This window comes from Verrucomicrobiota bacterium (assembly GCA_039027815.1).
In the GTDB taxonomy this organism is placed as follows: domain Bacteria; phylum Verrucomicrobiota; class Verrucomicrobiia; order Verrucomicrobiales; family JBCCJK01; genus JBCCJK01.
Genome location: JBCCJK010000021.1, coordinates 34,638 through 45,185, shown reverse-complemented (window position 1 = coordinate 45,185; position 10,548 = coordinate 34,638). Strand labels below are relative to the sequence as shown.

12 protein-coding genes are annotated in these 10,548 nt (G+C 63.5%); 8 read left to right on the top strand and 4 right to left on the bottom strand.

Annotated elements, in window-relative coordinates:
- The first annotated feature begins 336 nt into the window (after window positions 1-336).
- A complete protein-coding gene (locus tag AAF555_07440; GenBank protein MEM6911403.1) occupies window positions 337-792 on the top strand; it encodes an OsmC family protein in 456 nt (151 codons plus the stop codon).
- A 51-nt stretch (window positions 793-843) separates the two neighbouring features.
- Here AAF555_07440 and AAF555_07435 read toward each other — a convergent pair whose 3' ends face one another.
- Complete coding sequence (locus AAF555_07435; protein ID MEM6911402.1) at window positions 844-2,712, bottom strand: glycosyltransferase; 1,869 nt, start codon at window positions 2,710-2,712, stop codon at window positions 844-846.
- A gap of 45 nt (window positions 2,713-2,757) precedes the next feature.
- Window positions 2,758-3,942 (bottom strand): S16 family serine protease, encoded by a 1,185-nt coding sequence (locus tag AAF555_07430; protein ID MEM6911401.1) that lies wholly within the window; start codon window positions 3,940-3,942, stop codon window positions 2,758-2,760.
- Window positions 3,943-4,078: 136 nt separating this feature from the next.
- Here AAF555_07430 and AAF555_07425 point away from each other — a divergent pair, with 136 nt between their 5' ends.
- Genes AAF555_07425 through AAF555_07405 form a run of 5 tightly spaced genes read left to right on the top strand, consistent with a single transcriptional unit; the run spans window position 4,079 to window position 7,299 of the window.
- Window positions 4,079-4,495, top strand: coding sequence for a thioesterase family protein (locus tag AAF555_07425; protein ID MEM6911400.1), 417 nt, complete (start codon window positions 4,079-4,081; stop codon window positions 4,493-4,495).
- The gene (locus AAF555_07420) at window positions 4,465-5,055 is read left to right on the top strand and encodes a ribonuclease H-like domain-containing protein (GenBank protein ID MEM6911399.1); all 591 of its coding nucleotides are present in this window, start codon (window positions 4,465-4,467) and stop codon (window positions 5,053-5,055) included. The genes AAF555_07425 and AAF555_07420 overlap by 31 nt, the downstream gene beginning before the upstream one ends.
- 49 nt (window positions 5,056-5,104) lie before the next feature.
- Entirely contained in the window at window positions 5,105-6,184 is a 1,080-nt protein-coding gene (locus AAF555_07415; protein ID MEM6911398.1) for a hypothetical protein, read from the top strand.
- Window positions 6,181-6,921: a phosphatase PAP2 family protein gene (locus AAF555_07410; protein MEM6911397.1), complete on the top strand. Its 741-nt coding sequence runs from the start codon at window positions 6,181-6,183 to the stop codon at window positions 6,919-6,921. The genes AAF555_07415 and AAF555_07410 overlap by 4 nt, the downstream gene beginning before the upstream one ends.
- A gap of 9 nt (window positions 6,922-6,930) precedes the next feature.
- The gene (locus tag AAF555_07405) at window positions 6,931-7,299 is read left to right on the top strand and encodes a DUF2237 domain-containing protein (GenBank protein ID MEM6911396.1); all 369 of its coding nucleotides are present in this window, start codon (window positions 6,931-6,933) and stop codon (window positions 7,297-7,299) included.
- A 127-nt stretch (window positions 7,300-7,426) separates the two neighbouring features.
- On the opposite strand, the gene AAF555_07400 is transcribed toward AAF555_07405, so the two are convergent.
- Window positions 7,427-7,897, bottom strand: a complete 471-nt coding sequence (locus AAF555_07400) for an RNA-binding S4 domain-containing protein (GenBank protein ID MEM6911395.1) — start codon at window positions 7,895-7,897, stop codon at window positions 7,427-7,429.
- Here AAF555_07400 and AAF555_07395 point away from each other — a divergent pair.
- Together AAF555_07395 and AAF555_07390 are read left to right on the top strand one after the other, a co-directional pair.
- Window positions 7,887-8,552, top strand: a complete 666-nt coding sequence (locus AAF555_07395) for a site-2 protease family protein (GenBank protein MEM6911394.1) — start codon at window positions 7,887-7,889, stop codon at window positions 8,550-8,552. The genes AAF555_07400 and AAF555_07395 overlap by 11 nt on opposite strands.
- A gap of 49 nt (window positions 8,553-8,601) precedes the next feature.
- Window positions 8,602-8,952 (top strand): hypothetical protein, encoded by a 351-nt coding sequence (locus tag AAF555_07390; GenBank protein MEM6911393.1) that lies wholly within the window; start codon window positions 8,602-8,604, stop codon window positions 8,950-8,952.
- Between the two features lie 104 nt (window positions 8,953-9,056).
- On the opposite strand, the gene AAF555_07385 is transcribed toward AAF555_07390, so the two are convergent.
- Window positions 9,057-10,496, bottom strand: coding sequence for a hypothetical protein (locus AAF555_07385; protein ID MEM6911392.1), 1,440 nt, complete (start codon window positions 10,494-10,496; stop codon window positions 9,057-9,059).
- Window positions 10,497-10,548: the final 52 nt, after the last annotated feature.

Sequence of the window (10,548 nt, the reverse complement as noted above, 5' to 3'; positions counted from 1 at the left end):
CTTCCCCAATCTGACCCGTTTCTACACCCCGGGGGCCGCCCCGCCCGTGGGGTACCTGCTGTGAGTAATACCAATCTGCAGAATTGGCTGGTAGAATGGCCGAGTGGATTTCGGGCCAGACCAAGGCGCGACGAGGGCGCGGTGCAGGCACCGTAACCGAGGAGCAACGCTGGGCTGGCTCCGAAAGACACCGGCTCTCCCTTCCCCGCGCTTCAGCGCCTCTTCCCCACAACACCTTCCCTCCATTCTAACAGTGAATTCTGGAGGTTGGTATTAGCGGCCTGGGAGGGAGCGAGAAGCCGTTGCATTCCTAAGCCTTTCGACAGACAGGGAGGGATGTCCAAGCACCAAGCCACCCTCACCTGGAATCGTGGAGACGCTTCCTTCGCTTACAAGGAATATCCTAGGGAACACGACGTGGATTTCGGACATGGGCAATCGCTGCCCATGACGGCCGCTAAGGAGTATCTCGGCAAGGAAGAGATTCCCGATCCCGAGCAGGCCTTCGTGGCTTCGCTCTCCAGTTGCCACATGCTGACCTTCCTGGCCTTTTGCTCGCTGCAAAAGCTGACGCTCGAAAGCTACACCGATGAGGCGGTGGGGTTTCTCGAGAAGGGCGAAAGCGGCAAGCCGGTCTTAGGCCGCGTGGAGCTGCATCCAAAAACGGTTTTCGCCGAAGGGGTGGAGGTCTCCCGGGAGAAGCTGGAAGAGCTGCATCACAAAGCGCATACGGAGTGCTTTTTGGCGAACTCGGTCAAAACCAAGATTTTGACGGTCTTGGAGGGAGTTTGAAGTTTCCCGTGCCCCCTTGGGAGAAGCGGGAGAAGCGGGAGAAGCGCGAGATCACGCGCCGAGTGAGCCTTCCAGGAGCCGGTCGAGGTAAGTGAGGAAGGCGTTTTGGCGGGTGGGGTAGCTGGCCTTGCGGTCCTTCATCCGGCGTTGGATGAGGCCCCCGGTTTCTTCGGTTCCCGAGCCGAGGAGGAGACTGTCTTCCGAGGGCGTTCGCAGGGCACGGGCGACTTCGGGCGAAGCCAAACTGCTGGCGGTGGCCAGGGGCAGCAGCCGAGCCAACAAAGCGCTGGGGAGAGCGGGCGCTTCCTCGACCGCGGCGCTGAAGGGCAGGCCGCGGAGCCGATGAACCAGCCAGGTGGTCAGGCATTCGGCGCTCCGGGCGGCGTGCACGATTTTGAACTCTCCCCGATGTTCCAGCCAGCCCGCCACCCAGTGGGCGCGGCGGGCATCGCGAAAGTAGCGTTCGCCCTCGACGAGGGCCCCGAGCTTTTGCCGAAAGTCCAGCAGCGAAGTGCGCGCCGGCTCGTCTTGGAGCCAAGCGGCCTCCAGGAGTCCGCCGTCGGGAAGGGTTTCGCACTCGGCTAAGCGCGCGGCCGGGAAGCGGCTCCCAGCCGGGACGTGGCCCGCCAGCAGGAGGACTTCGCAATGGGGATGGGTCAGGGCCCAGGTCAGTTCCTCCGCTTCCGAGGAGTCGGCCTCCGGGAAGTGATCGAGAAGGTAGAGAACCTTGGCGCGAGGGACTTCGATTTCGCTCGGTCGCAGGGCCGGGATGGCTTGCCCTATGGCCTCGGCCAGTTGGCGGCCGCTTTGCTCGACGGAGAATTTTGATTCCAAGACCACTTGGCTCTCGAAGCCGAGGGCGGCGGCGGTGGCCGGTCGCTGAGCCCACTCCAGTAGGGTTTCCGCGATGGTGGCCACCTCGCCCGGGCCGACCAAGCGGCCATTGCGACCGTCCTCCACGGCGTCCGCCAAGTTGCCAGCTCGGGAGGCCAGGATGGGCAGCCCGGCGGCCAGCGCGGTCAAAAGCGGGGAGGGGAGGAGGCCCGGATGATCCTCTTCCAAGTGGACGAAGACGTGCGCCATGGAGAGCGCGTCTTGGTAGGCCGCTTCGTCGACCGGGCCGATGAAGACCTGCTGCGAGAGGCCGAGCTGGGCGGCTTGAGCGCGGAGTTTCTCGCGCTGCGGGCCATCCCCATCCAGCAGGAATTCGAAGGCGATTCCCTGCGCCTGCAAGCGGGCGAGCGCTTCCAGGAGGTCGTGAAAGCGGGTGGCGGGATGGAGATCGCTCTGCGCCAGGAGCACCAAGGCCCCGCCAGGACGATGGGCCGGACTCGCGGCCACCACTCCTTTGCGGTCGACCGCTGGCGGGCACCATTGGCAGCGTCCCGCCAAGCCGAGGGAGCGGGCTTCTTCCACGGCGGCCTCGGTCGGGAGGAAGAGCGGGCGGGCCGCTTGGCCGAGGCGTTGGCGCCAGGCGCTTTCCAGTCGAAACCAGTCTTCCGCCGCGGGAGAGAGGCTGAAGGAGAGGCCGGTCCGGCGGTGAATGGCCAGGGCCACCAGGGCACAAGCGCCGCCTTGGGTGGCGTGAAGATGGCGGACGCGACGGCGAACTAGGCACCGGGCCAGCGCTTCGGCTTGGGCTTCGAGGCGTTGGGGCTGGCGAAGAAATTCGAGGCTGGGTTCGACCAGGACCGGTTTCCCATCGAAGGCGGCTTCCAGCACGCTGGGCGCGGGCAGGTGGAGGACTTCGCTTTCGCGATCGCGGACCGGCTGGCCCGCCAGGGGGGGCACGAGGGAGGCGAAGAGGAGGGAGTGCCCGGATTCTTTCAGCTGCCGGGCCGCTTCCTTCTGGCAATCGCGAAGCGAGGAGGGGAAACGGCTGGTGAGGAAGGCGACGGTGGCCGGCGAGGTCAGGGGCACCCCACGGCCTTAGCGGCAGGCGGGGCGGACTTCAACGAAAGTCCCTCACTCCAGCTCTTTCATGAGGGCCCGGTCGTTTAGGATTTTGTCCCATTCGCGATGGGCGAGGTCGGCCGCTTGGTTGATTTCCAAGATGGCCTGTTGGATGCGGCTGTAGGCACGCACCCCGTCCAGTTCGCGGCGGTGGCGGTGGTAGAGTTGGCCCAAGTCGACCACCGAATCCGCGTAGTCCGAGAGGCGGCGGTCGAGGGAGGGGCGGATGCGCCGGAGGTCGGACAAGGAGTCGGCTACGCCGTCCTCCTGCAAGCCCCCGCCGATTTGGACGGCATCGTCATCGATGGCCTTGGCCAGCTCATTGTGGATGATGGAGAGGCGATTGAGGGAACCGGAGAGACTGAGTTGGTCCGGCGTCCGGCCGAGGCCGTGCAGCAGGAGAAGACGGGCCGAGAGGTGCTGGGGCAGGGCTTGGCAAACTTCCTTCAGGCGGCTCTGCACGTGGGGGTTGCGCAGGAGGTCGGGGTTCTGGTGCTTTTGGAGAACCCTTTGGATTTCCGCGAAGGTGGCCAGGGCTTGGCGGGTGCCTTCGCTCCGCTCGGCCCGGGCGATGTCCCAAGCTTGCTCGAAGTTCTCGAACTCCATGATTTGGATTTCCCAGAGAGGGGCGGCTCCTTGGGTCAGGAGCAGGTCGGAGACATCGATGCGGTTTTCCTGGGGGATGCCCACGATCTGACAGTCTCCTTCGGCCGCGCCTTCGATCTTGGCGCTGACCCCGCCCACCGGCAGGATCATCCCGGTGGCATTCATATCGCCGGTGATGGAGAAGCCGGCGTCGATCTCCTCCCCTGTCAGGAGGGCTTGGAGCAGGAGGCCGCAGGCCACCGCTGCGGAGGGGCCGTCCTTCTCGATCCATTTCTCCTGAAAGCCGATTTCCACGGTGCCCCCCTGCGGCCAACCGTCATGCCGGATGCGGAGGTATTTCACGACCTCGCGGAGGGCGCCGGTCATCATGTCGCCCGTGTCTTGATTGAACTTCACCCGCATGCCGCCCGCGTCCTCCCCGCCCGGCACCCAGGTGGCGTTCATCTGGGAGGAGGAGCCGGTTTGCTCGCCGATTTCGAGGGAGCGGACCAGGAGACCTTTGACTTGGCTCTGCTTTTCCACCAGCTCGACCGACCAGCCGCACGAAAGCCCCCAAAGAGAACTAAAGAAAAAGGCCAGGGAGAACTTCATTGAGGAAAGCCGACTGGAGGGAGGGTGGGCACGAGAGCGGGACGGGAGCGGTGGGAGCAGATAAGCGGCCAAAGCCGGGATTGGCAAGAACGCACGTTTGATCTTTGGAGGGGGCTCCGCTTAAGGTGCCGGGTCCATGGAACGACCCTCGATTGAGACCCGGGAAGAGGTCATGTTTTTTGATACCGACTGCGGGGGCGTCGTGCACAATCTGGCCTACTTGCGGATGATCGAGACGGCCCGCACCCGCCTGGCGACCGAGGCCATGGGGATGAATTTGCGCCAGATGGCCGAGGAGAAGCTGTTTCCCGTCTTGCTGAGCACGGAGGCCAGCTACAAGCGACCGGGGACGCTCGGGGACGGGCTGTTGGTGCGGGGGCGCTTGGCCTCGCTCGAGAGGGTCCGCTTTTGGACCGAGTTTGAATTGCTCCGCCAGCTGGATGAGCAGGTGCTGGTGACTTGCCGCCAATCGCTCGCGCTCGTGCGGATGCCGGAAGGACGTCCCCAGCGCTTGCCCCAGGAATGGACCGAACGCTGGGGAGGGGGCGGCTGATGGGCGAGAAGATTGTCTACTTCGATTTGGAAACCCGCAAACTCCTCAACGATGTGGGAGGATGGGGAAATCGAGACAAGCTCGGCATCTCGGTGGGGGTGAGCTACAGCACCGCCGAGGAGCAATACCACATCTTCCGCCAGGAGGAGGCCGAGGCCCTCGTGCAGCAACTGCTGACCGCCGATTTGGTGGTGGGCTTCAATCACCTGAGCTTCGACTACGGAGTGCTCCAGCCGTTCTCGATTTTGACCCTCGAGGAGCAGACGCGGAATCTCGATCTGATGGTTTCGCTGGAGGAGAAGCTCGGTCACCGCATCAGTCTCGATGCCGTGGCCACTGCCACGCTCGGCTTGAGCAAGGTGGCGGTCGGGACCGAAGCCGTGCTCTGGTGGCGGGACTATGAAAAAACCCAAAAGCCGGAGCCCATGAACAAGATCGCCCACTACTGTGCTTACGACGTCAAGGTGACCAAGGCGGTCCATGAGTTTGGACGTCGCGAGGGGCACATTGTCTATCGCGACAAAGCGGGCCGCGACCAAAGGGTGGAGGTGGCTTGGTGACGACTTTTTTGCTCGACCATCCCCACTCACCTATCTATTAAGCTTCCCCGTGTCCGAGGACCCTTCTAAAGACGATCTCCAACGCTCCTTCGACCAGATTGTGGATCGCTTGGAGAACGGAGAGCTGCCTGTGGCCCGCAAGCGGCGTCGCAAAAAGAAGCGCTCCCTTTCCGGGAGCACCTACGTGGATGCCCGCAATCAGGTCCATGAGTTCGAGAACGGAGGGGAGAGGCCGCTCGAACTGGATTTTGAAAAGGAGGGGCCCCGCGAGCGCCGCGCTCACACGATCCGGCTGAGCCGATCCCTTTTTTTCCTGTGGCTGCTGCTGCCGCCCTCCCTGGGAGTGGCTTTTTTTCTCCTCTCCCTTCAGGCTCCCACCCCCACGAGGGGGCCCGAGCCTCTCGCCGCGGGCTCGGTGAAAGAGACCGCTGAGGGGGACGCGCTTTCCAAGGAGGAGGGGGGAGCGATCCAGGTCGAGCAAGAAGGCCTGCTCGGCTCCGAGGACGTGAGCGAACGCTTTCAGCAAGCAGTGGAGACGGTTCGCAGCTTTTTGGGCGAGCCCATGCTGGAGAAAAAGATCGCCTATCTCCGCAGGACGCCCGGGCTGATGCAGCACGTGGAGCACAGCCAGAACCATCCGATCTTCCGTCTCCGGAGAGCCCAGCAATACGGGCCCCGCTACGCGGTGCAAGAGGGGGTCATTTTGCTGCCGGTGACTTTTCCGGTGATCGGCGAGCGCATCGTGCCGGTGGAGGAGACGATCGAAGGCATGCGCCTGGATTTCGATAGCTTGATCGCCTACAGCGAAGTCTCTTGGCGAAGTTTGCAGCAAGCGCCGCCCGCCGCCCCCGTGCTGCTGCGCGCGCGGGCCGAAGTGGTGGAAATCAAAGAGCGCCAAGGCGAGCTGTCCGAAGAAATGATTCTGGAGTTGCTGCATCCAACCAAAGAAGAGAGCGTGAGGGCGGTTTTGCCCTCGTCGGAGTGGGAAGAGACCTCTGAGCTGGCTCACTTGCGGGAGGAGAAGAAAGTCCAGGTGACCTTGTATGCCCAAGCCCTGAAAGCGCCTCGTGAGGATGGCATCCGGCTGGAGGTGGTGGAACTGGTGACCTTGGGCTGGTTTGTGAAATGAGCAGGAGAGCGGAATGGTCGGGGACAGCGTTCCTGCGCTGGTTGGGAGAACCCTTGCTGGAATCCTGGCGGGATTCTTGGGGCTGGCTGGGACGCCGTTGGCGGGCTTTGGTTCTTTCTCTGCTGCTGGTGGCGGGCTCGGTCATCCTGATGAGCCGGACGGTGGACGGCCCTTGGCTGGAAGCGAGCTTGGTGGAATCGAATGCGGAGCGAAAGAAGATGGCTGAGTCCATCAGCAAGTGGGGGGACTTCCTCTACTACACGCTCGGCTTGGTCACGGCCCTGTTTTTGCTGGCCGCGCTCCGGCGGTCGGCCCACTGGCGACGGGTCGCGGCCACCGTGCTGGTTTCGGCGGTCTTGGCGGGGCTGGTCTGCAATCTTTTCCGAGCGGGGCTGGGTCGACCCCGCCCAAGCGCCCGCGACGATTCGGGCCAGAAAATTCCCGATGGCTTTTATGGGCCGCGATGGAAGCCAGGGAGCGGCCCCGACAACCAATACCTGGGCTTTCCCAGTGCGCACAGTGCGGTGGCGGTGGGAACGGCCGTGCCGCTGGCCATTTTGGCCCCGCCTGTAGGCGTGCCGCTCTTGCTGGTCTCAGCCAGCATCCCGTGGTCGCGCATGGCGCTCAATCGCCACCACCCCAGCGATCTTTTGGCGGGCTGTTACCTCGGAGTGGTCTTTGGGCTGGCGGCCGGTCTTTCCGCAAGAAAACGTCATGCTACGAAGCGCCCCACGTAGGGAGAAGGGATGGCCGAAAACATTTTTGGAGAAGCCCTCGAGCCCTGTGGCTTCGACCCTAAGACGGGATTCTTTCGGGACGGGTATTGCCACACCTGCGGGGAAGACACCGGACAGCACACGGTGTGTGCCGTTCTGACCGCCGAATTTCTCCAGTTCAGTCGGGCACGTGGCAATGATCTCGAGACGCCTCGACCGGAATTTCAGTTTCCGGGGCTGAAGCCGGGCGACCGCTGGTGTCTTTGCCTCGGGCGCTGGATCGAGGCCCGGGAGGCCGGGAAGGCGCCCCAGGTCGTTCCTCGAGCGACCCATCTTTCGGTCCTCGAGTTTCTGGACCGAGAGGAATTGGAGCCTTTTTTCCTTTCGGACGAAGGGTGAGAACGCGTTCTGACCGCCGCTTATACCAACCTCCAGAATTCACTGGTAGAATGGAGGGAAGGGAGGGGCACTTGGCTTTGAACCAGGGGCCAAGAGAGGAGGCCAAGAGAAGCGACTCCGCGGGGGGTCAGGGGCCTTCGGCGTCGCGGAGGTGTTGGAGGAACTGTTCTCGCTCGCGGCGATGACGCTTGGTGGGGCGTTCGCCGCCTTGTTCTTTCGCTCGGCGATGGGCTTCGGCGGCGGCTTCTCGATTTTCTGCTGGAGTGAGGTCCGAGTAGCAGGTGACGGCTTCGGGAGCACCGACCCGTTGGCGGAGGAGTTTTTCGACTCGCAGGTGGAGTTCGAGCGGGCCTTTCGTCAGGCGGAGTTCGTCTCCGATGCGGAGAGGGGTGGCGGGTTTGAGGGCTTTTCCTTGTCGCTTAAGATGGTCCGCCTGGCAGGCTGCGGCTGCCAGGGGGCGGGTTTTGTGGAGGCGGACCGACCAGAGCCAAAGGTCGGCCCGGACGCTGTCGGTGGGTGGGGCGATGCCGGAAGATGCCGGAGGAAATTTCCGGAGGCAAGGCGCGAGTTTCGGCCTAGAGGGGCGGATGCAGTTCACGCTTTTTGGCACGCCCGTGCGGGTGCAACCCATCTTCTGGGTGGTGATCGTGATTTTGGGTCCCATCTGGGCGCTGGATGATCCGGGCGGGTGGAAGTTGATGCTGGTGTGGGTGCCGACGGCCTTTGTCTCCATCCTGGTGCATGAGCTGGGGCATGCCTTTTACTTCCGCAAGGCGGGCGGCCGTCCTTCCATTCTCCTGTATGGCATGGGGGGCTTGGCCACGGCCACGGGGCGCTTCCAACGCCGGGAGCTTCTCTGGATCACGGCGGGGGGACCGCTCTTCGGTTTCGCCCTCGCGGGGATGTTGCTCTTTACCCAGCGCAGCTTGGCCCAATCCGGTCTCGAGCCTTCTCCGCTCTTGGTGGCGTTCTTCGTGTTTGGGATCAATGTGAACGTGTTCTGGACCCTTTTGAATCTGATGCCGATTGAACCACTCGATGGCGGGCAGTTTCTCCGGCATTGGATGCGGGAGGGAAAACAGAAGTTGCGCTCGACGATCGGGGCCGTGACGGCAGGGGGCCTGGCCTTGGCCGGGCTGGCCTTTTACCAGAGTCTTTTGATGGGGGTGCTCTTCGGTTATCTCGCCTGGACGAATTGGCAGGCTCGCGAGGGCGAGTTCCAAAATCCTTGGAATCGCGGGGGCTCAAGCTAGCGGGAGGGGATAGGATTGACTCGGCCATCCCGATCAAGGACACTAGGGTATGCCCAGTCTGCCGACACTCCTGCGCATGGGTGCCTTGGGAGCGATCCTGTGGTCCTTTGGGGTCTGCCTTTTGATTTTTTACGGCGACTACCTGTTTCACCAAATGCCGGATTCACCGCTGCGCCGGTTTGAGTCCGTGGGCAGTCTCTTGGACCTTTTCAATGGGGTGCTCCCGGGCGCGCTCGGGGCGCTCCTGGTGGCGCATCGTTTGCGGGTGGGGCGGGGAGGCGATGGCGATTCTCTTCTTTTTTTGCTGGCCGCTTGGGGGATCGCGCTCTGGGTGGCTTTCAAGGCCTCTGGTCAGATGGCGGAGCTGGACCTGGTGGCCAGTGTTTGGTGGCTATTTTAGCTTATACCAACCTCCAGAATTGGCTGGAAGAATGGAGGGAAGGTGTTGTGGGGAAGAGGCGCTGAAGCGCGTGGAAGGGAGAGCCGGAGTCTTTCGAGCCAGCCTTAGAGCGCGGTGTGCCGGACGGCATTGCAGAGGATGCGGTTGGTGGCATCGCTCTGCTGGAAGTAGTCCATGCCGAGGAGGATGACCCAGCCGCCGTCGAAGGATTGCGCCACGATGGGAGAGGGCCGTTCGGTGGTCCAGGATTCGACTTTGGGGCCGGGCTGGTAAAATTGGGTGGAGTTGGTGGTGCGGAAGGTTTCGCCGATCCCTTCTCCGATCTGATGGCCCCGGGGGGAGAAGGCCACTTCGCTGTTATCCCGACTGCGGGAGATGGTGGTGGCCAGGAGGTCGAGCTGCTCCAAGAGGCCGAGGTGCTTTTGTTGGAGGCCGCAGAAGACGAGGTTTCCCCCGTAGCGGAGGAATTCCTTCAAGGCGGGCTCGAGGTCTTCGTGGAGCACTTCGCGGAGGAAACGTTCGCCATCGACGGATTCCTCCAGGGAGTGGTTGCTGAAGTGCTCGGGCTCGGGGATGACGAGGGCTCGGGATTTGAGGAGCTGTCGGCGAAATTCGTCGTCGAAAAGCCGCTGGTGGTAGACCTGGATTTCCCAGTCCGGCAGGCCTTCGCGGAGAGCCTCGACGGTGTGGCGGGATTCGCCATCCCGGTCGGCGTAGGCGTCCCAGACGAGGATTTGGCGGGAGTCGAAGAGGTTGCCCGCGCTGAAGCTGAGCCCAAGCAATTGCTCCACTGGGACGGCCAGCCGCTCTTGGTTGACGAGGGTGAGATGAATGGCTCGCCCTTGAAGTTCCGGGTTTTGGCCTACGAGGTGGGTGCCGTTGCGGAGGTCGAGGGCGAGGTAGGAGCTGCCGGCGGCCCGCTGGGCGGGGAAGGGGCGAGGGCTGGTTTCGGCGTCCGGGAATTCCCAGAGCTGAACGGCGCTCAGCTGGACTTGGGCGGCCAGGCTTTCGCTTTTGAGCTGGAGGGTCTGGCGGTCGGCCCGCTCGACCTCGCCGGACAATTGGATGCCCCTGGTCAAAAAGAGGGCGTGCTCCCGCGGGCTGGTTTGGAGGGCGCTTCCGTGGTGGGTCAAGGTGTCAGTGCGCTCGAGACGATGGAGCCAGGAGCGGGGAATCTGCAAGGGGCCGAGGTCCTGGGCGTCGAAGAGGAGTTCTTCCGCGTTCAGCTCGATCCACTCGCCCCGCAGTTCACTGAAGTCGCGCAGGGTGAGCGAGAAGGGGGCGGGCGAGTCGTTCGCTTCGTCCGAGAACCGAATTTGGCGGGTCCGGCTGCGGTCGATCGCGACCTGCGTGCCGGGCGAGAGGGCGGGTTGGCAGAGGATGCCCTCGGCGTCGAGGGAGAGCAGCTCGGCTTGGAAGCGATCGCCGTTGGCCAAGCGAATCTCGCAGGAGAGAGGCTGGCTGGCTGGGAGCAGCCAAGGCGTGGCGGGAAGAAGAAAGATTCCCGAGCGGAGAAGAGCGATGGCAAAACCGTGTCTCATCATTCCGGAGATAGTGACGGTGAAGGCGGAGCGGCAGGGTCGGCTGCCGACCTCG

Bases quoted from the DNA above. Each gene is read 5' to 3' on its own strand.
- AAF555_07440 (MEM6911403.1), top strand. From the start codon at position 337: ATGTCCAAGCACCAAGCCACCCTCACCTGGAATCGTGGAGACGCTTCC.
- AAF555_07430 (MEM6911401.1), bottom strand. From the start codon at position 3,942: ATGAAGTTCTCCCTGGCCTTTTTCTTTAGTTCTCTTTGGGGGCTTTCG.
- AAF555_07425 (MEM6911400.1), top strand. From the start codon at position 4,079: ATGGAACGACCCTCGATTGAGACCCGGGAAGAGGTCATGTTTTTTGAT.
- AAF555_07420 (MEM6911399.1), top strand. From the start codon at position 4,465: ATGGACCGAACGCTGGGGAGGGGGCGGCTGATGGGCGAGAAGATTGTC.
- AAF555_07410 (MEM6911397.1), top strand. From the start codon at position 6,181: ATGAGCAGGAGAGCGGAATGGTCGGGGACAGCGTTCCTGCGCTGGTTG.
- AAF555_07405 (MEM6911396.1), top strand. From the start codon at position 6,931: ATGGCCGAAAACATTTTTGGAGAAGCCCTCGAGCCCTGTGGCTTCGAC.
- AAF555_07395 (MEM6911394.1), top strand. From the start codon at position 7,887: ATGCAGTTCACGCTTTTTGGCACGCCCGTGCGGGTGCAACCCATCTTC.
- AAF555_07390 (MEM6911393.1), top strand. From the start codon at position 8,602: ATGCCCAGTCTGCCGACACTCCTGCGCATGGGTGCCTTGGGAGCGATC.
- AAF555_07385 (MEM6911392.1), bottom strand. From the start codon at position 10,496: ATGATGAGACACGGTTTTGCCATCGCTCTTCTCCGCTCGGGAATCTTT.